This window comes from Flavobacterium sp. (genome assembly GCF_052437795.1).
GTDB lineage: Bacteria > Bacteroidota > Bacteroidia > Flavobacteriales > Flavobacteriaceae > Flavobacterium.
Map to the genome: position 1 here is coordinate 33,252 of NZ_JBQVPA010000004.1, position 24,967 is coordinate 58,218.

Consider the following 24,967-nt stretch of genomic DNA (forward strand, 5'->3'; position numbering starts at 1 on the left):
CGGGACAAATATAATCATTCATGAGGATCTTACTGGTAGGCGAATACAGCAGGCTGCACAATTCCCTGAAAGAAGGGCTTACCGCATTGGGCCATGAAGTCATACTGGTGGGTGATGGCGATGGCTTCAAGCAGCTCCCCACAGATCACTCCATAGAGCCGCTGTTCTCAAAAAACAAGATCGTAAACATACCCCGGCAGGCACTATTCAGGATATTTAAATATGACCTTGCGAAGCTGGAACGCGGTTTGCGGTTCTATTTCCTCTTAAAAAAGCTCAAAGGATATGATGTGGTACAGCTCATCAATGAAGCCCCTGTTAAAACCACACCCGGATTCGAAAAAAGACTGTTAGCAAGGCTTTTTAAGCAGAATAAAAAAACATTTCTCCTGTCCTGCGGGATCGATCACATATCGGTAAGATACATGCTCGATGATAAACTAAGATATTCGCTGATGGATCCGTACCATGCCGACAATAGCAACGCGCCACATTACCGCTATATTTTTGATTATCTTTCCAAAAGCCATAAAAAGCTGCACGACTTTGTATTTGCGAATATCTCCGGTGTCATAGCCAGCGACATGGATTACTATCTCCCGCTTGAAGGACATCCTAAATTCCTGGGGCTTGTTCCAAACCCTATCAACATTGAAAAGCTGGACTACATAAAACCCGAAATTACCGATAAAGTGATCATTTTTCTGGGTATCAACCGCGGCACTTATGTAAAGAAAGGTATTCCTTTCTTCGAGAAAGCGCTAGAGATCATTAACCAAAAATATGGCCGGAAGATAGAAATTGTAGTGGCTGAAAATGTTCCGTACAGCCAATATATCAACCTTTATAATAAAGCCCACATCCTGCTCGACCAGGTATATGCCTACGACCAGGGATTTAATGCACTTGAGGCAATGGCCAAAGGCAAGGCGGTGTTTACCGGTGCCGAAAAAGAATTCAATAACTATTACGGCCTTACCGAAAAAGTAGCCGTTAACGCGCTGCCGAATGTAAATTCTATCGCAGCAGAGTTATCTTCGCTCATAGAAAATCCTGCGGAAATTATTGCCATGGGCAAAAGGGCAAGGGCGTTCATAGAGCGGGAGCATTCGCACCTTCTTGTGGCCGGGAAATATTTGGAGAAGTGGGGAATGTCAGAATAGTTTTTTCCTTGAATACAAGGCTAGAACTAACAGGTATATTGCGTATGTAAACATATGAGCCATTACAGCCCCCTCACTCCCATATATCCCTATTAAATAATTACCTGAAACATACATTACAACAAATGACATGATCTCGGTCATTATGAATATGCGGGTTTGCTTTTTGGCAAGTATTTCGTACCCCAGTATTAGTGAGCAGGCCTTAAAAAAGTCGCCCAAAAGCTGCCAGATGAAAAGATCATCCATTGGAAGGAATTCATCTGATAGTATCAAGTTGATGATGAATGTTCGCAACAGGTAAACGAGTATCAGCCCAAAGGCAAATACCGGGATTATGCCTTTATAATAAGCACGAAACACAGCCTTTGTTTCTATAGTATTTTTTGCCTGCGAAAGCTTTGGAAGAAAGTACAACGTTAGTAATGTACTGACAAACAAAAAGTAAAAAGACGATATCCGGTTAATGCCCTCCCAAAATCCGGCTTCATCCTCGCTGAAGGTAACCATCAGCTTACTGCGGAGCGATATATAGACCAGCGAACTGCAAACAGCCGTGACAAGCGCCATGGTACTGTAGGAGCACAGGCCTTTGAGCAGCGTGGTATCAAAATATTTCCAGCGAAGGAACGGGAAGCGCGGAAAAGTTCTGTAGAGCAGATAAAACGAAAAGAGGAACATTAGCGCGGGATATAGTATAAGTCCCAAAAAGGCACCCGCGATGCCGAGCTTCCAGATAAGCAACGCCGAAAGCAATACGCCGGTAACATTGCCCCATATCGTAATCCCTATTACTTTTTTGTACCGGCCAAGGCCATTTAATACCGCCATGAAAACAAGATTGCCTGTATACCACGGCAGCGAAAATGCCAGCACTTTAAATACCCAGGCATACTCACCTGTTTTGAACACCCAGGCATCCCAATATGCTGATAAAAAAAACAATAGCCCGCTGATCAGCAATATCGCAAAAAGTATCGAAATGAAAACAGTTGCCAGCGTACGGTACAGTTTTTCCTCATCGGCGCTGTTCTCTGCCGTGTATTTTATGATGCCGTTCTGGAAGCCCAGGGTAGAGAAGGTATCGAGCGATGTAAGGAAATTGCGCAGGTTGCCCAGCAGTCCCATACCGGCCGGCCCTATGAATTCGGCAGTCATTTTGGAGGCAAGGAAACCTCCCGCCATACGCACTAAGACGCTTACGGAATTTAGCGAGGTTACTTTGAATAAATTGGTTTTGAATATGTTTTTTATAAGATCCAAGTTTATACCCAATTATAGTTTTAGCGAATAATGATCATGTGAATATACTCTGCATCCCAGTTCTTCTTTTTGTTTGAGCAAACCTCTGTTAAACACTTTCCCTTGCTGCTCATTTACGGTGCCCATGTCGAAATAATCAACCTCATCCCTGTACTTTTGTATCAGGTATATGAACAGATGATCAAGTGCCCTCATCTTTTCGCCGCTGTCAGTTGTTGCGCCATATTGGGATTTTACCACATTGCCGAAATGAAATAAGGTTATGCCTGCCAAAATCGTCCCTTCATAATAAATATTGTATTGAAGGATATTATCGGGAAACCTGTCATGCAGCGATTGTATCTCCTCTTTGGTATGTACAGGCTTTACGCCATGCCTTTCACCCAGCCTGGGTATCAATACCTCATCCCAAAAGCCGCTAAATTCATTTTCCTGTCTTATTTTAAATCCATAAGCCGAAAACTTCCTGAAATTCTTCATCTTGCTTTTTGAAATGGCTAGCGGCAGCGAATGATCAATGGCGAGGTTCATATCGCGACGATAAAGCGAAGCGCCTTTTTTGAATAGAACATAATCGATTTCGTTAGCGGGCTCTTTATGATAAATGGAAATGACCTGCTTTATGTAAAGTCCTGAAATGCGTTGCTCTTTCAGCCAATCTTCTATAGATCCGAAAATACTTTCTACCTTTTCAACCCCAATGCTCCCCTGGAGGATAAGTCCTCCATAAGTAAGCCCTTGGTGGGAATGCACTTCATTCCCCACCCTATTGGCTGGAAATACCGCTATGAGCTTATGCCCTTCAAAAACCAATAGTGAAAGATCCTCAAAACGGTCACTGTGGTATTCCATAAAATCCCTATGGAACAGGAAGGTACCATTCTTGGACTTCGCTATGAGATCATTCCATTGTGTAAAATCTGCCGGTTCGTATTTTTTTATGGTATATTCCATGACTAATGCTTTTCCCTTACTACCTTCCCATTTGCATCAATGACCGTGTGTACCGAATTGTTAAAGCTACCCCAATGTATATTATAGCTTTCATCTTTTTCCAGATGTTCAAGATACGAAGTATTTTCACTCAGGGCAGAAAATAAAACGCGGAACACATTTACAGATGACCGCAACCGCAGGTCATATACATCATGTGTCACGCCATTCCAGCGTATTGCGGCCATATTGCCAAAAGCAGAACGGATAAGTTCTTCCCTATTTGTGGTATGAAATTCTGTTATATCTTTAGTACCTACCCACCCGCCATGGTCAGAAAGAATAATGATAACGGCATTTTTATCCTTGGATTCGATAAGGGCAATGGCTTTTTTAAGCCAGTTATTAGCTTCCTGCGTCTTTTCAAGATACTCTTTCCTTTCTGCTTCTATACCTGTCCCGTCAAAATGAATATGGTGAGGCAATACTTTTTCAACAAAAACGAATTTCGGCCTGGAAATTTCCTCGTTAACAGCAAACTCAAGGTCGCCAAAAACCTCTCTTTCCAGTTTTCCACCATTGGTTGATAATGGAATGTCGGTTTTTTTTATATTATAATAGTCATAAATGCCATCACTTAAATTCTGCTGAAAATACTCGTCTTCTGCTAAAAAATAGGTCCTGTATCCATTATTTTTGAAGATCCTTACAGCACTGTTATCTAAAATAACCTTTCGGGCGCGCGGCATTTCTATGGCAGGGAACATTACAGCATCAAAATAATGGTGCTTCATAGCAAACATAGAAGCATTAGAGGTGAGGCTTGCCGGGTAATTGCTCCTAAAATCTTCATACACTTTAAATCCGTTATTTTCGAGCCAGCCATAAAAATCATTGGTATAAGAATAGGGAGGCTTTTCCATTGTTGACTTTCCTGCATATCCGTCGGGCTGTATCATGTATATGTTAGGCTTATGCCTGAATTTTGCTTTGGCAATATCATCAGGCAAATCTACCCAATGCATAGGTCTCATATCTTCATACACATGCACGGCAACCTTAAAAAGCGGCATCAGAGCCATGAAAACGATCAATGCCAGCAGTCGCTTATAGTGTTTATGCAATTTTAAGGACAGGAGCACCAAAATTATGAGGAGCGCCAATAAAACCTTTTTTTTAAACGTAAAAAACATGGCATACGAGAGCATCGACGCCATAACCATGACAGGCAGCACGAACAGCAAATGTGCCTTGTACGGCTTCAGTTTTTCTATAGTGCTGAAAAATACAAAAGCAATACCCACGGCGGCCATTGCAGTAACTACATAGCAAAGAAAGAAAAAACCGGCATGCTGCCAGGAATTGACAGATGTATAATTGTTGCTGTAAAAGAACAGGAACGGATACAATCCGCTAATGAAACCTGCCAGCAAGGGTATATGCCGCGTACTATCCAAAAATTTATTAAACCTGTCTCTCATTATTTATGGCTTTTCAAATACAGTGTTCCCTTTATCATCAATGTACCTATATACTCCTGCAGGATTATGAAGCTTTATATAACTGCCATTCTCTTCTGTATGCTGGAGATACTTTTTATCTTTTGCTAAAAAAGAAAATAAGGTTCGGAACAGGTTAACCCCCGATCGAAGCCCGCTATCATATTTTATATATTCTGGATTTCCCCATTTTATCGCAAGCTGGGCACCAAATATGGACTTTACAAGCCCGGGGTCAGTAATTTTCGTTGTACTGTCAGCAGTACATGAAAGCCCAGTGTAGCCACCATGATCGGCCCCGATAATGATAATGGCATGGGCGTCATTACGATTTATAAAACTTATAACCTGTTCAAGCCACTTATTTGCCGAACGTACACCCTGCATATAGATCTTTTTTTCGCCTTCAATGCCTGTTGAATTTCCTTTGGAATTGGTGATATGAGTAGGCTGGAATTTTTCGATGAAATAAAAATTTCCTGACACCGTGTTTTTTGCCACTTGTGTTTTAAGGTCGGTAAAAATGTCCCTGTCGGTATCCAGGCCGTCTTTAATGTAAGGAAGCTCATTATTGGTTATATTGCAATAATCATAACCCCCTTGCGGACGGTTCATTACCAAATAGGCCTTTTCAGTTATAAAAGATGTTTTGTAACCATTGTTTTTGAATATCCTCAGCACAGGATTGCTTTCTGTAATGATCCTGCGCGCGCCGTAGGCTTCAACATCCATCGCAATGTAATGGTGCTTCATGGCAAAGGTCGCTGAATTGGAAAGCAGGGTAGACACATAATTTGAACGGTAGTCATCATAAAGTGTGAAACCTGTTGCTTTCAGGAAACGAACATATTCATCATTATCAAAAAGGCAATTAGGGTTTTCCCTGAAGTTACGGAAGCTGGTGTAACCATCGGGTTGAATGTAATAAACATTGGGTTTGGTCAAAAAATGTACTGACTCAATATCATCCGGCAGCTTTTTCCATTCATCAGAAGCCACAATGCTTTTATAAGCTACGCCGGCAAGGGGCTTTATATTGAAAACACACATTATCAGCAGCAGGGGTATAAACGCTTTGTAATAATTTTTCAGCCATATCGACAGTATTGCCACACCAAATGCAATAACTGAAAATAAAATAAACGGAAAAGTATCATTTATAAGCTGAAGAAAGAAAAATACAAAAAAAAGCGCTGTACCCGTAAATAAGAAATGCCTTCTGTACGCGAATAATTTTAAAATTCCCATTACTTTTTGCACGATAAAAAGTGTAGCCGCAGGGAGTAGCAAATAGTACCCGGTAAAAAACAACAGTTGCTGCCACGAATTGGCAAGGGCAAAGTTTTTGGAATAGTAAAACAGCATCATGTAAAGCCCAACAGCAAAACCGGCCAGCAATGGTGTATCCTTATCCGATCCTATGAAAGCCAAAAGCCTGTTGCGCAGTTTATCAAGCATGCTACTTTCTTTTTAGGAGATACATTGTCCTTTCAGTATTAGGTATCTGCTCCTTTTCGATAACATCGAAAAATACGGTATAATCCTTTTCAAAATTCTCTTTGTTATAGTAGTCAAAATGGTTCAGGAACTCCATTTTGCTCTTCAACAGGAAATCTACCCAGGAGTCACCCCTGTCCGGGAACTCGATGATGATGTAAGGCGTAAGCGAAGCGAACATCTCGGCCGACATAGCAAATGGCACATTTCCCGAAAGCGATATATGGTGGATCAGCGCCAATGCCAATGACACATCGTAATCGTTCTTCCTGATGCGTTCCTGGAGTGACGAACGCTCGGCGTTATTAAATCCAATGCCCGGCGCGGGGTTCAGCAGGTCGCTGACCAACGGCACGATATTGGTTTCTTTATTTTTGAGGACCTGGAGGTAGTTATGGTTCACCGCATTCGGATCGATGTCGGCTACCAAAAGCTCATCCGCAATATCCTTCAGTTCACGTGAAAAAGTACCATCATTGCCACCAAGGTCTACCGCTTTTTTTGCATTTACAGACTGGTACCATTTACGCACCAGCTTCTTTTTATACTCAAAAGCCTCAGCGTCATAATTGGTAATCGAATAGTAATCCTTCCATTCGGTATTCTCCTTTAGTTCCAGCCCGTTGATATAGCTGTATAAAGAGTCGAGTATCTTTTCCTGCGCCTGTTTCGAAAGGTGTATTGCCTTGCTCTTGCCCGGAGCTTCGTTGCTGAATTTGGCATCATACTTTGCCGTCAGGAAAATGTTGGTATACAGCAGTGGGTTGAGCTTTGCTGAAAAAGGCAGGAGCTTTGCCGCCTTTTCCAACGGTATGCCGTCGATGTATTGCTGGAGAAGTTTCAACATGTCGTTGCCGTAGTATTTAGCCAGGGCCAACGGCGCCAAAAAATGAGTAAGGAACTGTTTGTAAGCCCTCCAGGGTTCGCCCTCGTTGTATTTATCAAACGAAAGGCTGTCTACAAAAACAGGTTTCCCTTTATGGAAAGTGATATTGAAGGCAGTAGCGTCTTTAAGCGTATAGCCGTTTTGCAGGCAGTATTTCTGCAATTTGAGCGTATGGAGCGCCGCATGCTTATACTGGCTGAAACTCCACTCATACGGATAGGAAAAAAAAGGGACAACCTCAGGCTTTAAAAGTATCGCGTCACCGGAAGCGGAAACCTCCTGATGCCGGACCAGCAGCCGTGCATCAAACATTTTTTTGTAAAAGCCGCTTTCTTTAAGCGAATTGTATTGCTCAAAATAAATGGGATCCACCTGCCGTAAAAGCTCACCATCCTTAACCAGCATAAATCCCGAAGGATCCCTGAAGGATGAGGCATGCCTATTTGCTGTCTGCGTCATCTTTTTTCTCTTCAATGTCGATATCGCCCATCAGTCCGTCATCGTGCTTTTTCCCGAAAAAAGACTGTATGCCGTACTTGATCCTCTTATAGAAAAGAAGCACTCCCGCGCCAACAGCGGCTACGGCCTGCGCTACAAGTGCGCCGGTGCCGGGGTCAAAGTATAATGGTAGTATGCTCATAACATTTTTTTTGTAAGGGGTAAAAGTAGAAAAATTATCGGTTGCCCCTGAACATTGGGCGTTTTTATAAATGGAAATTATTAATAGGTGTTGTTTTAGTTAAAAAGTTTGCCTTTAGCAAATAATTGTTAATTTTAAGCAAAAAAAAGAGAAATTGCCGTGAAACAAAAATTACTAACCTTACTATTAGCGTTAATAGTGTATAGTTCGTTTGGACAGAACATCGGACTGTACCAACAGTTCAATGGCCGGTATGACTTTACTTTTGTAGGCAATACGCTCAATCCTGCTGAGAACAATCCCACCCCTGCCTGTACCATAAATACCTCATCATCGGCTACTCTAAACCTCAATTCCGGCGACAACATCATTGGGGCTTATCTTTATTGGGCAGGGTCCGGAACGGGTGATCTCGATATAAAGCTCAACGGGCAACCCATAACCCAGCAGCGAACCTTTCCGCTTAATGCAGTAAATACCGACGGAAATACCAGAGCCTTTTTCAGTGCCTTTGCCGATGTGACCGCGCAGGTACAGGCGACGGGCAACGGTACCTATACCGTATCCGACCTGGACCTTACCGCTTGGATATCAGACCCGCTATATTGTACCAACAAGACCAACTTTGGCGGATGGGCCATCATTGTTTTTTACGAAAACCCTGCCCTGCCGCTCAACCAGCTTAACCTGTATGACGGTATGCAGTATGTGCCTACCTCTATTAACATAACATTGCCCAGCCTTAACGTTATAGATAACATTGGTGCAAAAATTGGCTTCCTGGCATGGGAGGGCGATTCATCGCTTGCCGTGAATGAGACCCTTACCATCAACGGCAACATACTGAGCAATGCCCTAAACCCTCCCAATAATGCATTTAATGGCACCAATAGTGTTACAGGCTCTACTACGTTATACAACATGGACCTTGACATTTATGACATCCAGAACAATATTGCCATTGGCGACCAGTCGGCTGAGATCGCTTTGACATCAGGGCAGGATTTTGTAATGGTCAACGCAATTGTAACCAAGCTGAACAGCCAACTGCCCGATGCGACCGTTGTAGTCGACGATGTCGCTAAAACCTGTGGCTCACGCGTTATCAACGTAGATTATACCGTAAGGAATGTGAACAGTACCGACCCGCTGCCGGCAGGAACAACTGTTGGATTTTACATTAACGGCAGCCTCGTGGCAACAGCAGTGACCACTACCGAATTGCCTATTGGCGGAAGCGAAAGCGGTACCATAAACATTACAGTGCCCAATAGCGTGCCGCCCGATTTTGAGCTGATGCTTATAGTAGACCACAACAGCAGCGTTACCGAAACCGATGAAACCAATAACAGCTTTACTGTAAACGAGTCGCTTTGGGTCATCCCCACACCAGATCCTGCCGACATTACCATTTGCGAAGACCCTTCCGCTCCCGGTACAGGCGTGGTGGATTTTTCGGAATATCAACAATCGCTAAAGGAGAACCCAACGGATGTGGTGACTTTTTTCCCGACTTTACTGGCCGCGCAAAACAATACGGGCAACATCACCAACCTTACTTCGTACCCTATTACCACATCGCCTACAGAAATATGGGTACGTGTGCAGACTGCCGAAGGATGCGTAGGCTATGGCTCGTTCCTTGTTTTTGTCGACGACTGCCAGTTTCCCGATGCCCGAGTGGTTATCGATAACATAATACGATCCTGCGACTCCAGGACCATTACCGTGCAATTTACAGTTACCAACATCAACAGTGTCGACATACTTCCTATGGGGACTACTATAGCCATCTATGCCAACAACATCTTTTTGGGAGTGACCACCACAACCGCCGACATTCCCGTTGGGGGAAGCCAACCCGGCACGATCACGGTAACGATCCCCGCGGCTATACCGCTCAGCTTTAATCTTACACTGCGCGTAGACCATAACAACCAGGTCGACGAGATCAATGAGAACAACAATACTGATATCGAGTCCGTAACACTTTGGACATCTCCGGTTTTGCCAATGATACCCAACATTACCGGCTGCGAGACCTTCAACGGGTCGGGAGTGGGCGAATTTGATTTTTCGGCCTACCTGCAATCGCTTAAGGATAACCCTACCGATGTGGTCACCTTCCACCCTACACAAAATGATGCCATTAATAACACAGCAGGAATAGATAACCCTGAAGCCTATATCGCCGCGCACAATACCGAGATCTTTGTTCGCCTTACCGATGCGAACGGATGTTTTGACACCGGCTCGTTCCGCCTGCTTATCATCGATTGTTATTTTCCTGACGGAGTGATACAAGTGACCAATATTGCCCAAACCTGCGACTCACGGTCAATTACGGTAAACTATACCGTGGGCAACCCTAATAGTTTCGACCTATTGCCTGGGGGTACGCAGGTAGCTATTTATGCAAATACAACTTTGCTTGCAACTACCGTAACAACAGCCAATATCCCTATTGACGGTACTGAAAATGGTACGATCACCCTCAACATCCCAGGTTCTATACCGCTCAGCTTCAACCTTATTTTAGTGGTCGACGATAACGGTACCGGAACAGGCGCTGTGGTAGAGATCATCGAGACCAACAACTCGTATACCCGTCCGGTGAACCTTTGGGTATCGCCCATATTACTGGAACCGGCAGACATTACCGCCTGTGAGACGTTCAACAACTCAGGCGTAGGGCAATTTGATTTTTCAGCCTACCTTACCAGCCTGAAAAATAACCCTGCCGATGTGGTTACCTTCCATACTTCGCAGGACGATGCCAACAACGGCGACAACGACATCCAGGCTCCTGATGCCTATATATCAACAGGATTAGCGCAGGAAATATATGTGCGCCTTGAGGACGTAAACGGTTGTTTTGACACCGCATCGTTCACGCTAACAGCGGTAGACTGCTACTTCCCCGATGCTACCGTAACTATAGACGATATTTACAAGCAGTGCAACTCGCGCATTCTCCATGTGCATTATACGGTGCACAACACGGGCAGTGCTGACATACTGCCTGCGGGCACACCGGTAAGCATTTACGTGAATGGCCAATTCCTGGATTATACCGAAACGCTTGAAGATATTGCCATTGGCGAAAGCGAAAGCAATTTCATCCTGCTCACGATCCCGATAGGGATACCGTTGGACTTCGACCTGACCTTTGTTGTCGATGATACCGGCGACGGCACCGGTACTATCGTGGAGGCCAATGAAACCAACAACAGCTTTACGCAGCCTACCAACCTGGTGTTATCGCCTGTAATGCAACAACCTGCTGACATCGAACTGTGTGACAAAGGCTTTGGGCTGGCAACGTTCGACTTTTCATCGTATGCCGAAACGCTGAAAAACTACCCCGATGAAACGGTAACCTTCTACCTTACCCAGCAGAACGCCGATCAGGACATCGACCGCATTTACAATACCACGCAGTTCGTGACGACTGAGAACCCGCAGCGCATTTACGTACGACTGTTCAACGGTACCTGCCATACCACGGCTTCGTTCCTTCTGAAGACCAAAAAATGCCCGCCCATCACCTACAATTACGTAACCCCGAATGATGACGGCTATAACGACAAATTCTTCGTGGAGGGGCTTAGAAATGTGTTCCTTAACTTTAAAATGACCATCTACAACCGATGGGGCAATCTGGTCTGGACCGGCGACCACAACAAAGAAGATTGGAATGCCATTGCCACCGAGGAAAAAGTAGGTCCCGAAGGCACGACCGTTCCCGTAGGTACCTACTATTTCGTTCTGGAACTCAACGAGCCCGGCTTCCCGGAACCTATTGTGGGCTGGGTGTATGTGACTAAGTGATCTTAATTTCAGATCCCGGAGTGCAGATCTCAGATAGAACTGCACTCGTACCTAAATAAATTATGGTAAAAAAAATGACATTGCTATTTGCAATATTAACGCTGACAGGATGCAGCAAACCCTACAACCCCGATGCCCTGTCGGGCAGCTGGAAGATGCGCGATCTTGCCCCTTTTCCGGGGGAAGAATTTAGTGAGAAAACTACTTTCTTTAAAAACGACTCAGTACTGACCGAGATGTTCGTGGACGGAAAGCGCATAGAACATTATTCAGGCACTTACAAGTTGGACCGCATTGGCAGGAAACTCTCGGTAAGTATTATCATGCCTGAAAGTTCCGCCGTGTTTGAAAGCGAAATTATAAAACTTACAGATGAAGAGCTCATTCTGGTAACGGAAAAAAAAGAGATCGTCTTTATAAGGCCTTAATTATTTAAAATGAAACAATACTACATCTTAGCCTTACTTATCGTTCTAACTGCCTGCTCGAAAAAAGAAACTACCGATGCCCCATTCGATGCATTCGTATATTCCTTTACCGACAGCCAGAACAACTTCTCCATAAAATTCACATCAGGTGACACCGTGTACATGCAGAAGCGGCAAGGCTTATTAAAGAAGAACTTTTATGCTTTAGCAACGGCATCTGACAAGGACAGTATTATTGCGCTAACGGGCAAAGTTGACTTTACGGCCTATGAAAAGAGCCCTGAAGCCCCAAAAGCGAAAGATGGGGTCGCCATTAAATTTTATACTATCAAAGACGGGAAGGAACGATCGGTCTATGCCTTTAGCGTAAGTAACTCCGAAAAGCTGTTCCCGCTTGCTGTGAAGTTTACCGAATTTGCAAAGCGTTTTAATTTCGAGCCTATTGATAAAAATGTGGATTTCGGTGATCTTCAATATATAGAATTGCCAATTTCTCCGCCATCCGGAACTGTAAATTAGGGAAAAACCTCATACAGCTGTTATCACTTCATGAAGCCCGAAGGAATACACATCAATAACATCCCGCTGCCTCATCCCGGCAGGCTGCTGGTCATTGAGCCTTTGGACTACCCCAACCCCTACGACTATCATCGGCCGCACCGCCACGATTACTTTGAGATCATACTGGTGAACGGTGGTACCGGCACCCAGCAGATCGACTTTACGCAGTACGACATTTCGCCCGGAAGGCTTTATACGGTTTACCCGGGGCAGGTACACCTGATGGAACGGCAGTCGGCTACGGGGCTGCTCATCCAGTTCCGTAAGGACATCTTTGAGTACATCCACCCCATGAAGCACTACATGCTGTACTTTCGCGACCCGGCCTTTGTTCCCGATGCCGAAACCTTTGCGCACCTGTACAGCATCACCAAACGCATGATGGCATTGCTGCAGCAGGAGGAACTTTCGGCGCTTTCCATTCATAAAGCCTATAGCTACCTGCAGATCATCCTCATCACGCTGACCGAGCTGAGGGAGGAACACAATGGGCCGCACACCAGCAATACCGCATCGCAATTCCTTTCGCTGCTGCCGCAAAATATTCGCAGCCGTAAAAAAGTATCCGAATACTGCGACATCCTGGGCTGCTCTGCCGATAAACTTAACCTTGCCTGTAAAACGTCGCTCGGCAAAACCGCGCTGGAGCTCATCCACGAAGAGGTATTGCTGGAAATACGCCGCCTTATAGCACTCGGCAGCCTTTCTTTAAAAGAAATAGCGTTCGAGCTGAACTTCGACAGCCAGGCCAATTTCAGTGGGTTCATCAAGACGCGAACCGGCTTCACCCCATCTGAACTACAGGCGTCCATACTGTAGATCCATAAGCCTTTACGGTTTTTTCATAACCGGTATCTCATTAGCCGGATGTAATTTTACGGTCAACCATAAAATATCACGCTATGAAAAAACTTTTACAGCTTACAATGCTTTCGCTGCCCTTTTTGGCGAATGCCCAATTGCAGAACAGCAGTTTCGAGAACTGGCAAAACCCGATAACGGATATGCCCAACAAACCCGTGGGCTGGATACGCACTAACGGTGACCCCATGAGCGAAGAGTTTGATTTTCCGTTTCAAAACCTGCCCATAACTACTTCGCAGCACGGGGAGTATGCACTGAGGCTTTCTGTTTGGTATGGGTTTGATAAAGACATGGCGGTACAGACGGTCCCGATCACTTCGCGTCCGGAAGCATTAACCGGCTACTATACTTATACCGACGAGCTTATTTTCAGCAATACCATAGGGTATATAAATGATGAAGCCGAAATAGCCGTTTACCTCACAAAGTGGAATGCCGCTCTTTCCCAAAATGATACTATCGGGACAGGCCGTATATTGCTTGGAGCGGTAAACAATTATACAGCATTCCATTGTCCTGTAACCTATACGTCTGATGCAATTCCTGATACAGTGAGGATCGTGCTTAACCCTTCGGCTAACGTTAGGGTACCTGGACCGGTCCAATTCATGGCAGCCGACCTCAACGTATCATCCATACTAACCATTGACAACCTCGTGCTTGTTGAAACAATGGGTGATGAAAACTTTGAAAACAATACCATAAAAGTATACCCTAACCCTGCCAGCGACATTATTAGTATTTCCGGTTTCGACGGCCATGCGGAACTGTTCGATGCTACGGGTAAAAAGATTCTTTCGCAGCATTATGGCAATGCCCCCATAAACATCAGCGGCCTGCAGCAGGGCATTTACCTGCTGAGGCTCGATGATGGCAAGGAGGTTACCGCTTCAAAAATAATAAAGCAATAATTCCCAAAAAACTAACTCAAATTATTGTTGCCTGCGCAGGATGTAAAAGTCCTGCGTTTTTTATTACAGCTTATCCAACTGGTTCGCTTTCTTATCATTGCTGATGGTCCAGAAGAAGCCTACGAAGATGAACCTGTCCGCTGCCTGCCTCACGGCCTGCCTGGCGTACATGCCGTTGGCACCCGGATTGTTAGCATAGGTGTAACCAAACACATTGTCTGTTCCCAATACATTGGATACCGACAGGTAGAGTATCTTTTGGTCGGTTACCAGGTAGGCCCAGCTCAGGCTAAGGTTGTTGTAGCTTTTGGTCTTGCCGTTCATGAATGCGGCTTCGTTCGGGTTGTCATACGGCCTGCCCGAGTTGAAGGTATGTGTCACCCCTAGCTGTGACCTGAGGCCGGTAATGAAATACTTGCCTACGATTGAAAAGTTATGATCGGCTACATAACCCGGTGTCACGCTGGTCTCGTAATTCCTGTAATTCCTTTTAGTGTCAATGTAAGAGTAAGAGATCCAGTACTCCATGAATTTGATCGTTTTATTATCCCTCCACAGCAGGTCAAGCCCCCTGGCATAGCCATTACCTTTATTGCTGAACTGCGTATCGAACTGCACATTTTGCGTATCAAATTTCACGAGGTTGTCATATTCTTTATGATACAGCTCTGCACGAAAGGTACGCCCCTCGGCATTGTACATATAGTTGAAGATATAGTGCGCCGTTTTCTCAAAGTCAAAGTCACGGAAATACTTTAAATAGTCGGCTTTAGGCGTTTGGTAAAAATCGCCATAAGCAAGCGAGAACTGGCTTTTGTTGCTCACTTTATAAGCCAGTGCAGTACGCGGCTCGAATGTTGTTTTACCAAGGATCGATGCATGCGAGCTCCTTACTCCTGCCTTTAGCGCAAAATTTTTGGACAGGGTAAGATCGACCTCGGCATAACCGGCACTAATTGAATTATTGTAGCCGCTGTTGAATGCAAAACCATCGGGCTGGCTGTAATCTTCATTAAGATCGGTAATGAAGTGATCGCCCCCAAAAGTAAGCCTCACCCTGTTGCTGAATTTCTTGCTCAGCTTCATCTTCATGTGCGAGCTGTGTTCGCCATTGGTCACTTCGTTCGCGCCAAGCATAATACCATTGTGGCTGTATCCGTAGGCAAGACCTGTATGTATCGTCCATTGCGTACCGAACATTCCTTTGTAGGATGCATTGGTGTAAAAATTATCATTCTTCATATCTACACGCACAGGCGCAGGCATATTGATATCTTCCTGGTCGATGCTAAAGGTGGCATGGTCAAAAGCCGCATATACCTTGAGCATACCGCTTTCGAACTTGTAACGGTATACCGTTTCGCCTGCAAGCGAACGGTAAGGCTTGTTCCAGCTTACATTTTGCGGCACAGCCCATTGGTATGGCGCCAGATCGGTGTAAGCGGCGTTAAAGCTAAGTGAGCTCTTTTCCCATTTTTGTGTATTGCCAAGGCCAAGGCCAACGGTCATCAAGGCAATGTCGGTTTGTTCCTGTGCAGGCTCTTCGATGGTATTCAGCAACAGCACGCTAGATAGCGCCTCGCCAAATTCTGCCGAATACCCTCCTGTGGAAAATGTCATCCCGCTGAAGAGGAAGGGTGAGAAACGACCGCGTGTGGGGATGTTATTGGCTGTTGCTCCATACGGCTGTGCCACACGGATACCGTCGACAAAGGTTTGGGTTTCGTCGCTTTCGCCTCCCCGAACGAAAAGCCTTCCGCTCTCCCCTACCGTTTGTGTACCAGGCAATGTATTGAGAGCGCCTACGATATCGCCTGCCGCACCCGCTGTAGTCACGATGTCCAAAGGTTTCAAAGCATTTATCTTGCTGGTATCGCCTGCGCTGAACGTTCCGGCAGAAATTATAACCGTATCCAGCGTATTTACATTATCTTTCATTGCAAATGTCTTAGGCTGGTAAGCTTCTACCACGATGTCAACCCTTAACTCTTCCATGGTAAGATATGTAATGACCAGCACCTGGGCACCGGTTTCGGCAGTCTCGAAAGAGAAGGTCCCCTCTTCAGAGGTAGTGGCGCCATCATAAGTTCCGTCAATGTAAATATTGGCTGCCGCTACAGGCTGTCCCTTTTCGTTAACTACTGTACCCGAAATTTTGGTTTGCGCCTGAAGCGCCAGTCCGGCTAAAAGAAATAAGAATGTAATTATCGGTTTCATCGCTTGGTTGGTTTGATGGGTCAAAGTTGCGGTGGAAAAACCGGTATTCATAAAAAAGCTTACCGAATTGCAGTTTTTGGGGGATGAGTTGTTGCAAAGAAAAACTTGTAAGGCAGTACCAAACTATCCTGAAAACATTTATTTTCGCAGGAACCAATAAACACAAAATGAAACAGCTTTTATCTCTCCTTGCCTTATTTGCCTTGACTGCAGCCTTTGCTCAAAATACATTCCAGCCCGGATATTTTATCGACAACAATGGCAACAGGACCGAATGCCTGATAAGGAATATCGCATGGAAGGATTCGCCCGTAGACTTTGAGTATAAAACAGGCGAAGCAGCGCCAACGCAAATAGGCCTGATAAAAGATGTTTCGGAATTTAGTGTTGCCAATGCTTATAAATTTGAGAGGTTTACAGGCGATGTGGACCTTTCGTCGAATGACATTGGATACATGAGCCTGAAGAAAGAGCCGGAATGGATCAAAGGGACCATATTCCTTAAAGTTTTGGTAGAAGGGGACGCAACGCTATATGAATATACAAAAGGGAACATTGTACGTTTTTTTGTTACGGCAAATGGCACAACGCAGCAACTTGTCTATAAACCTTATAAAGTGCATCCCTCTATTGGTTACAACAACACTTTTCGCGGACAGTTGTATGAGATCATGAGAATGAAGCTGAACGACCAAAAACGCTTTACCAACCTGAGGTATGATAAGGATGCATTGACAAAATTATTTTTGGAATATAATGGCCAACAGGAAGATCAGGCTACAGACTATACCGTCAACCAAAATAAAACGCAATTCAATGTAAAAATCACCGCTGGCGGGAATATGGCCAGTGCCAGCATTAAGCGGGAATTTTCCAATGGGGAAAATACTATGGCATTTGACGGTAAGGCCATTTTTGCCGCCGGGCTTGAGGCAGAACTCATTTTCCCTTTTAACAACAGGAAATGGTCACTCTTCGCTAACCCAAATTACCAAAGCTATAAAAACACCGGCACAACAGCATTTGCGCCATTGACGCAGCATTGGGAGATCAGCTATAGCTTTATAGAGATACCCATTGGCATAAGGCATTACATGTACCTTAATGACAGATCCAGGATCTTTATCAATGCAGCCTACGCAACGGTTCTGACCGTAGGTGATAATTCGGCCAGCTTTAATTATGATGGCGGACACGCGCCTGATGTCTTGTTGAAAGCCGAACCTTCGAAAGCCTCAAATTTTGTGATCGGTGGCGGTTTCAGCTATGACAGGTATAGCCTCGAGGTGCGCTACAATGCAAAAAGGGAGATTATTGTGAACAGGTCGTATTGGGGATCGGAATATTCTTCGATCGGGGTAATAGCGGCTTACAGGATATTTTAACATCATATTTAGCATCACTTTCCTTAAAATAAGGGATTTGGATACTACCTTTGCGATATTCACTTTTATGTATCGCAATGTCTAGCTATTCCATCAGAAAATTCTATTCTGTACTCAAATACCAAAAACTTATCATAGCGTCGCTCGTTATCGGCTTCCTTGCTGCCTTCCTGGCGGTGTCGCTCAAGAAGATGACCGACCATTACGAAGAGGCGCTGTTCGCCCAGTCGCAAAACAACATGGTATATATCCTGCTGTTCCCTCTTTTCGGGCTGTCGCTCATTTATATCCTGAGGCGGTACCTGTTTAAAAACAAGGAGAACAAAGGAATAAAGGAAGTATTTGAAAGCACCGCCACGGGCAAAGGGCTTCCATCGTATAAGATACCATCACATTTCATCAACGGGCTCATTACCGTGAGCTTTGGCGGAAGCACCGGTATTGAGGTATCTACCGTGGTATCGTCAGCGGCGATCGGTTCCCTGGCACAGGAAAAAGAAAAATTCCTCAAAAAATACAGATCCGAACTGGTTTGCGCCGGTGTTACAGCAGGCATTACGGCACTGTTTTGCACACCATTTGCCGGGCTGCTTTTTGCTTATGAAGTGATATCTAAAAAAGTCAGTAAAGTGTTTTTGCTTACCAACCTGCTGGCCGCTGCCATAGCCTATGCCTTCATATTGGTTATAAACGAAAAGCCGCTGTTCGCCATCAACATTACACAATGGCATATCAATGCTGCACCGTGGTTCGTGCTGTTGGGAGTGCTCTGTGGGCTAAACGCGGTTTATATGACCAAATGCGTAATGTTCTTTAAAAAGCAGTCGCAAAAAATTGCAAGCCACTATTACCGCATTCTTGCCGGGGCGGCCATTATCAGCGGCCTGATCTTCATACTCCCCCAACTGTACGGCGACGGCTACCATGCCATCCGCGAAAGTATACGCACGGCAAATACAGCGGTACTGACACTTTCCGGTACCCTTATCTTTTTGGGCATATTGCTTTTAAAGCCGGTCATTACATCGGTTACACTCTCAGCAGGCGGCGATGGCGGGGTGTTTGCACCCAGCTTATTCATAGGGGCATTCCTGGGACTTTTCACGGCAGCTGCCCTCAACACCTGGTTTGACGCTGGCGTTATCCCCATCAACTTTATGGTAATAGGCATGGCTGCCATGCTTAGCGCAAGCATTCATGCGCCATTTACGGCGCTGTTCCTCATCTGTGGACTGGTAGGCGATTACACGCTCTTCCTGCCGGTGCTCATTGTGTGCCTTATTTCTAAATACACGGCGCAGGCCATTTATCCATATACGGTTTACAGCCTTTCGGCCAATAAGCAATAACATGCCGGTACAAAAAATAAAGCGCACTTACCGCAAGGCACGGTACGTTGTTTACAAAGAAACGCTAGTAGACTTTAAAGAGCATTTTTGGGCATTCCTGGGATCGTTCGCAGGGCTGGGTGCCATTGCTTTTATCCAGTATAAAGCACTTCCGGAGCAGGATGTCATTTTCCTCATCGGCTCGTTCGGTGCATCGTGCGTATTGGTTTATGGTGTGATCCAAAGCCCTTTAGCACAGCCTAGAAATCTCATTGGCGGCCACGTAATATCAGCATTAATTGGGGTAACCATCCAAAAGCTGGTGCCTGACATCGTTTGGATCGCCGCCCCACTGGCCGTTTCATTATCCATTATCGCAATGCAGATCACCAAAACCCTCCACCCTCCCGGCGGGGCAACGGCACTTATCGCTGTTACAGCATCGCCCGAGATAAAGGCCATGGGTTATCTGTACGTGCTGACACCTGTACTTGCCGGCGCGATGATACTTTTGGCGGCCGCGCTTATCTTTAACAACATGACGAAGAACAGGCAGTACCCATCGGCGTATGCTGTACATAAGTTTAAGAGGTTCAGGAAGTCGATAAAATTTTAGGCATTGCGAAACGATCGACATGCGGTATATGTTGTATTTTTATCAAAACAACAAGCCATGAAAATACCATCCAATTATCTTCCTGTAATGCCTTACCTTATATTGGATAAGGCGATAGAATTTCTTGAATATGCTAAAAAAGTGTTCAATGCTACTGAGCAGATGATCGTTCCGGGCGATGGGGGGCGAGGCATTATGCACGGCGAAATAAAGATCCACGAAGCAGTGATCATGTTTGCCGGAAGTACCGGAAACTGGCAGCAAAAAACCGCGGGGATGTTCCTTTTTGTTGAAGATCTTGAGCGTGTTTATAATGCCGCCATCGAACAGGGAGGCACATCGCTGCAAAAGCCGGAGAAAAAAGATTACGGCTATTCGGCAGGGTTTGAAGATCCCTTCGGCAACCAGTGGTGGATAACGCAGGGCGAATGATGCTCAGGATTTCTGCCATACACCATATCGCCATCATCTGCTCAGACTATGAGGTTTCCAAAGATTTTTACACCCGCATACTGGGCTTTGCCATCATTGCCGAAAATTACCGTGAGGAGCGGCGATCCTATAAGCTGGACCTCGCCCTTAACGGTATTTATTCGATAGAGCTTTTCTCATTCCCCGATCCGCCCAAAAGGACATCGCGACCGGAGGCTGCGGGATTGAGGCATCTGGCATTTGCAGTGCCCGACATGGACAGTACTGTCGCTTACCTCGATCAAAACAACATTGTAAGTGAACCTGTGCGCATTGATGAATTTACCGGCAGGAGGTTTACCTTCATCAGTGATCCCGATGGACTGCCTATAGAGTTCTATGAGGAAGAAGATCACAACTAAAAAATCACAGATCACAAACTTCTCTACCTCATAAGTTTCGAATTCAAAAGTTGGTATTTGGAGCTTATTTGAAATTTGCAATTTGAAATTTGGAGTTTTTAATCTTACCTTTGGACCTTATAAAAACTGAAAGCTATGGTTTATAAATTTAGGGTAATACTGGACACGGAAGAGGATATTTTCAGGGACATTGCCATACTTGACGAAGATACGCTGGAAGACCTGCACAATGCCATTGTGAACGCATTTGGCTTTGACGGGCTGGAGATCGCTTCATTCTATACGTGTGATGACGAATGGACTCAGGATGAGGAGATACCCTTGTTTGACACCGGTGATACCCCGGGCGAGCAAAAGACGATGGCCGACTATATATTGGGCAGCACGCTGGATGAAGAGAACAACAAGATAATATACGTTTACGACTTCCTTAATATGTGGACATTCTTTGTTGAACTTGCCGCAATTGAGGAACCTGAGGCCGGTATCGCCTATCCAGACCTGTTATTTTCGCATGGCGAAATGCCTGCCAACGCACCCGATATGGCTTTTGGGGCCGACGGGGCTGAAGATGACCTTTATGGGGAATTTGACGATGACTACGATGAGGAGGACCTTGATATGTTCGACGATGACTACAACGTAGGCGGCAGGGAATTTGATGACCAGAATTGGAACTAAGCCGAAGGCTTATCTATACCTTAAATTTTTACAAAACAATATAATGACTGAGGTTCTTGGGTTTGGTTCTATCGCTAAAACCTAAGGACCTCAGCCACTAAGAACTAAGCACACTTTTCAAAAAATGATCAACCTGTTCAACACACACATTGAGAGCCTGTCGGTACACCGCGTAGGCAACAAGAGCCGCAACGAGGCCCTATTTTTATCAGAACAGCCTTATGGGCTAAATGACGAGATCGTTCCGCTGCTTAAGGAATATTTCTTCAAACCGTTCCGCGATAAGGAAGAGAACTATTTCCAGTTCGCGCACGATGTGCATTTGGACTACCACGATATGTACAATTTCGCATCGGAAGTTTTTGCGAACCCTTCCACGGCCCATGAAGTTTCTAAAAAGATAACGAAACACCTGTTCGAGCAGTCGAACCATCCGCATATTAAGAATGGAGAGGTATATGTGGCCTATTTTACCCACCTAACCATTGATAACAATCCTGTAGATGCCATAGGTATTTTTAAGAGTGAGATAAAGACCGACTTCCTGCAATTCGAGGAAAGGGGGAGCAACCTGGAGATCATGCTGCAGCAGGGGATCAACCTGAACAAGCTTGACAAAGGCTGTATCATCTTTAACTATAAAAAAGAAGAAGGCTACAAGATCCTGACCATCGACAGCAACCGCTATGACGCGCGTTACTGGCTGGAGCATTTCCTTTCTGTGGACGCATTCCAGGACGAGAACTTCATCACTAAGAAATACCTTAAATTCTGCCAGGACTTTGCCAAAGACGTAGTACTTCCTGCCGAGGATAAAAAAGAAGAGGTGATGTTCATGAACCGTTCGGTAAATTACTTTGCCAAGAACGATGATTTTGAAGAGACGAGCTTCCTGAACGAGGTACTGGACAACCCCGACCTCATACCTGAATTTAAAAACTACAAAGAAGAAAAAGCGCCTAAGTACAGTATTGAGGACGTTACCTCATTCCCTATTGCCAATGCCGCAGTGAGCGATGCCCGCAGGAAGATGAAGAATGTGATAAACCTGGATACTAACATCCAGATAAAGCTTGACTTCATCAATCCGGAGAGCGCGGAAAAATTCGTGGAAAAAGGCTGGGACGAGGAAAAGCAGATGTACTATTACCTTGTGTATTTTAATAAAGAGCAGAAAGCTTAATTTGTTTATTTGTTGATGGGTTTAATTGTTGATAGCTTACATACTTAATTGTATGTGATCTTAGTCTCTAGATCTAATGCATCAGGAGATCAGCAAATAAACCCATCACCAAATAAACTTCTCCCTAATTTCTATTGCTGTTAAATCCTTCGTAAAATAGCGGTGTTACGCTTATTTTAGGTTTTTGTTAGGTTTATATTTCCTAATTTTCCACCAATATTTCGCTTTAACAGGAATGGCCTTAAAATTTAAACTGCTGCTGCTGCTCGCATTCATCGCCGTTGCCCCTGTGGCGGCGCAGATCCCTGTACAAAAAGACACGGTGAAGGAAAAGCAGGACCAAATGTACAAAAAGCTGGAGGACTTTTCGAAACGAAAAAAGTTTACAAAATTCGTACATAAACTCATTTTTAAGCCCGTTAAAAAACAGCAGCTTTCACAGCGCCGCAGGAAAACCAAGGACAAAGCCCCGGAAATGACTGTTAATTACAGTAGGTATGAAGGCAAGATCGTGCGCAACATAAACGTCGAAACATACGACCCGTTTGGATACTCCATCAACGACACCACGCAAAAGCCCGATGCCTGGCTGGAAAAATTCGGCAATGGCATACACCTTAAAACCAAATTACTTACCGTAAAGAACCTGCTGCTATTTAAACGCAACCAGCCTATGGACTCCCTGCTCGTACAGGAATCAGAGCGCCTTATCCGTAGCCAGCGGTATGTGCGCAGGGTCGTGATACGCCCCGTTGCCGTACCCGGCAGCAAGGATTCGGTAGATGTAGATATCCGGGTGCTGGACTCCTGGAGCCTTATCCCTAACGGTTCGGCTTCAAGCTCGAGCACGTCGATGGAGCTTACCGAACGTAACTTCTTTGGGCTTGGGCACGAATTCCGCAATGAATTCGATAAACGGTTCGATAATGGCGAAACAGGCTATCTGGCAAGGTACACGATACCCAATATCATGAATACCTACATCAATACCACGATAAACTACCAAATATGGAAGAGTGATAACTCTTTGAAAAGCATAGGTGTGCAGCGCAACTTTTTTTCGGCATATACAAAGTGGGCGGGCGGTGTATATTTTGAATCGCGGCTCGTGCGGGATTCCCTGCCCGATGCCAACCAGGAATGGTCGATGCAAAACTACCGGTCAGACGCGCAGGATTACTGGGCGGGCTATTCCTGGAAAATATATAAAGGCGACACCGAAGAGGAGCGAACTACAAGGCTGGTTACCACCGGGCGGTTCTTCAACCAGCATTATAAAGAACACCCCTCGGTAGCGTTCGACTCTATTGGCTACTACTCAGGCGAAAAGCTGTACCTGGCGAGCGTAGGTATCACGTCACGAAAATTCGTGCAGGATAAATTCCTTTTCAATTACGATATCGTAGAAGATATCCCAATAGGTAAAGTGTACTCCCTAACAGCCGGTATGCAGGACAAGAACCGGGAGCGGCGCATGTACGTTGGCGGACGCTATGCGTTTGGTAACTATTACGACTGGGGGTTCCTCAGTGCCAATGTGGAATTGGGATCCTTCTTTCACGAAAATCGTACCGACCAGACTACCCTGCGTATTGAGGGCCTGTATTTTACAGACATTAAGGACTGGGGGCGATGGCAGTTTCGCCACTTCATAAAGCCGGTGATCGTGCTTGGCGACAACCGTTTTCCCATCATTACCGACCAGTTGAACCTAAACGGCGATAGCGGTATCCTGGGCTTTAACAGCCGTACGCTACTGGGCACGAAAAAAGCGATGCTAACATTACAGACACAAGGCTACTCCCCGTGGAACCTGTTCGGTTTCCGCCTTAACCCGTTTGCCAATGTAACCCTTGGTGTCATTGGCGATGAGCAGAACAAACTTTACGAAAGCAAGGTATATAGCAAGGTAGGGCTCGGGCTGCTTATTGTAAATGACTACCTCGTATTCAACAGCTTCCAAATATCGTTTGCCTACTTCCCAAGCATACCGGGCGAAGGGGACAGCCTCTTCAAAAGCAATACCTTCAAGAACACCGATATTGCCCTGCCGGATTTCCAGGTCGGCAAGCCCGTGGTCGTACCTTACCAGTAATTTGATGGTTGATATTAATTATTGACTATTGATGGTTATGGTTGATGAATTTATTATCTGTTATCTATAATCTATTATTCCCTCATCTAAAAATCTTTTTCCACATTTCCGGTAACAAAACATTTACCTGTTCGTCATACTTGTACAACCGAT

Annotated in this window: 21 protein-coding genes; 14 read left to right on the forward strand and 7 right to left on the reverse strand. The window is 45.1% G+C overall.

Annotated features, from left to right (window positions below; translation table 11 throughout):
• Positions 1-20 precede the first annotated feature (20 nt).
• Positions 21-1,163 (forward strand): glycosyltransferase family protein, encoded by a 1,143-nt coding sequence (locus ACT6R0_RS12855; protein ID WP_444654483.1) that lies wholly within the window; start codon positions 21-23, stop codon positions 1,161-1,163.
• Here the strand turns inward: ACT6R0_RS12855 and ACT6R0_RS12860 are convergent.
• The 6 genes from ACT6R0_RS12860 to ACT6R0_RS12885 are packed head-to-tail and all read right to left on the reverse strand — an operon-like array spanning position 1,155 to position 7,881.
• Positions 1,155-2,426: an O-antigen translocase gene (locus ACT6R0_RS12860; RefSeq protein ID WP_444654481.1), complete on the reverse strand. Its 1,272-nt coding sequence runs from the start codon at positions 2,424-2,426 to the stop codon at positions 1,155-1,157. The genes ACT6R0_RS12855 and ACT6R0_RS12860 overlap by 9 nt on opposite strands.
• Before the next feature lie 12 nt (positions 2,427-2,438).
• Positions 2,439-3,380, reverse strand: coding sequence for a GNAT family N-acetyltransferase (locus ACT6R0_RS12865; protein WP_444654480.1), 942 nt, complete (start codon positions 3,378-3,380; stop codon positions 2,439-2,441).
• A 2-nt stretch (positions 3,381-3,382) separates the two neighbouring features.
• Positions 3,383-4,840, reverse strand: a complete 1,458-nt coding sequence (locus ACT6R0_RS12870; protein ID WP_444654479.1) for a sulfatase-like hydrolase/transferase — start codon at positions 4,838-4,840, stop codon at positions 3,383-3,385.
• Positions 4,841-4,843: 3 nt separating this feature from the next.
• Positions 4,844-6,316 (reverse strand): sulfatase-like hydrolase/transferase, encoded by a 1,473-nt coding sequence (locus ACT6R0_RS12875; protein WP_444654478.1) that lies wholly within the window; start codon positions 6,314-6,316, stop codon positions 4,844-4,846.
• A gap of 1 nt (position 6,317) precedes the next feature.
• Positions 6,318-7,700, reverse strand: coding sequence for a class I SAM-dependent methyltransferase (locus ACT6R0_RS12880; RefSeq protein WP_444654476.1), 1,383 nt, complete (start codon positions 7,698-7,700; stop codon positions 6,318-6,320).
• On the reverse strand, positions 7,681-7,881 hold the full coding sequence (locus ACT6R0_RS12885) for a hypothetical protein (RefSeq protein ID WP_444654474.1): 201 nt from the start codon (positions 7,879-7,881) through the stop codon (positions 7,681-7,683). The genes ACT6R0_RS12880 and ACT6R0_RS12885 overlap by 20 nt, the downstream gene beginning before the upstream one ends.
• A 159-nt stretch (positions 7,882-8,040) precedes the next feature.
• Here ACT6R0_RS12885 and ACT6R0_RS12890 point away from each other — a divergent pair, with 159 nt between their 5' ends.
• The 5 genes from ACT6R0_RS12890 to ACT6R0_RS12910 all read left to right on the forward strand — a co-directional run bounded on the left by ACT6R0_RS12890 (position 8,041) and on the right by ACT6R0_RS12910 (position 14,476).
• On the forward strand, positions 8,041-11,712 hold the full coding sequence (locus tag ACT6R0_RS12890; protein WP_444654473.1) for a CARDB domain-containing protein: 3,672 nt from the start codon (positions 8,041-8,043) through the stop codon (positions 11,710-11,712).
• Between the two features lie 74 nt (positions 11,713-11,786).
• Positions 11,787-12,140, forward strand: a complete 354-nt coding sequence (locus ACT6R0_RS12895; RefSeq protein ID WP_444654471.1) for a hypothetical protein — start codon at positions 11,787-11,789, stop codon at positions 12,138-12,140.
• A 9-nt stretch (positions 12,141-12,149) separates the two neighbouring features.
• Positions 12,150-12,659: a hypothetical protein gene (locus tag ACT6R0_RS12900; protein ID WP_444654470.1), complete on the forward strand. Its 510-nt coding sequence runs from the start codon at positions 12,150-12,152 to the stop codon at positions 12,657-12,659.
• A 30-nt stretch (positions 12,660-12,689) separates the two neighbouring features.
• Positions 12,690-13,520 carry a helix-turn-helix domain-containing protein gene (locus tag ACT6R0_RS12905; protein ID WP_444654469.1) on the forward strand — a complete coding sequence of 277 codons (831 nt, stop codon included), beginning with the start codon at positions 12,690-12,692 and terminating at the stop codon, positions 13,518-13,520.
• Between the two features lie 83 nt (positions 13,521-13,603).
• A complete protein-coding gene (locus tag ACT6R0_RS12910) occupies positions 13,604-14,476 on the forward strand; it encodes a T9SS type A sorting domain-containing protein (RefSeq protein WP_444654468.1) in 873 nt (290 codons plus the stop codon).
• Positions 14,477-14,539: 63 nt separating this feature from the next.
• Here ACT6R0_RS12910 and ACT6R0_RS12915 read toward each other — a convergent pair whose 3' ends face one another.
• On the reverse strand, positions 14,540-16,693 hold the full coding sequence (locus ACT6R0_RS12915; protein WP_444654466.1) for a TonB-dependent receptor: 2,154 nt from the start codon (positions 16,691-16,693) through the stop codon (positions 14,540-14,542).
• Positions 16,694-16,860: 167 nt separating this feature from the next.
• Here ACT6R0_RS12915 and ACT6R0_RS12920 point away from each other — a divergent pair, with 167 nt between their 5' ends.
• From ACT6R0_RS12920 to ACT6R0_RS12955, 8 genes are all read left to right on the forward strand, one after another.
• On the forward strand, positions 16,861-18,078 hold the full coding sequence (locus ACT6R0_RS12920; protein WP_444654465.1) for a hypothetical protein: 1,218 nt from the start codon (positions 16,861-16,863) through the stop codon (positions 18,076-18,078).
• A gap of 77 nt (positions 18,079-18,155) precedes the next feature.
• Positions 18,156-19,427 carry a chloride channel protein gene (locus tag ACT6R0_RS12925; RefSeq protein WP_444654464.1) on the forward strand — a complete coding sequence of 424 codons (1,272 nt, stop codon included), beginning with the start codon at positions 18,156-18,158 and terminating at the stop codon, positions 19,425-19,427.
• A 1-nt stretch (position 19,428) separates the two neighbouring features.
• Complete coding sequence (locus ACT6R0_RS12930) at positions 19,429-20,022, forward strand: HPP family protein (RefSeq protein ID WP_444654463.1); 594 nt, start codon at positions 19,429-19,431, stop codon at positions 20,020-20,022.
• 57 nt (positions 20,023-20,079) lie between these two features.
• Positions 20,080-20,454 (forward strand): VOC family protein, encoded by a 375-nt coding sequence (locus ACT6R0_RS12935; protein ID WP_444654461.1) that lies wholly within the window; start codon positions 20,080-20,082, stop codon positions 20,452-20,454.
• The gene (gene gloA2 / locus ACT6R0_RS12940) at positions 20,454-20,855 is read left to right on the forward strand and encodes an SMU1112c/YaeR family gloxylase I-like metalloprotein (RefSeq protein WP_444654520.1); all 402 of its coding nucleotides are present in this window, start codon (positions 20,454-20,456) and stop codon (positions 20,853-20,855) included. Before ACT6R0_RS12935 ends, gloA2 begins: the two co-directional genes overlap by 1 nt.
• A 135-nt stretch (positions 20,856-20,990) precedes the next feature.
• Positions 20,991-21,536: an IS1096 element passenger TnpR family protein gene (locus tag ACT6R0_RS12945; protein WP_444654459.1), complete on the forward strand. Its 546-nt coding sequence runs from the start codon at positions 20,991-20,993 to the stop codon at positions 21,534-21,536.
• A 124-nt stretch (positions 21,537-21,660) separates the two neighbouring features.
• Positions 21,661-22,719, forward strand: coding sequence for a nucleoid-associated protein (locus ACT6R0_RS12950; RefSeq protein ID WP_444654457.1), 1,059 nt, complete (start codon positions 21,661-21,663; stop codon positions 22,717-22,719).
• A 235-nt stretch (positions 22,720-22,954) separates the two neighbouring features.
• Positions 22,955-24,814 (forward strand): hypothetical protein, encoded by a 1,860-nt coding sequence (locus ACT6R0_RS12955; RefSeq protein ID WP_444654455.1) that lies wholly within the window; start codon positions 22,955-22,957, stop codon positions 24,812-24,814.
• Positions 24,815-24,967: the final 153 nt, after the last annotated feature.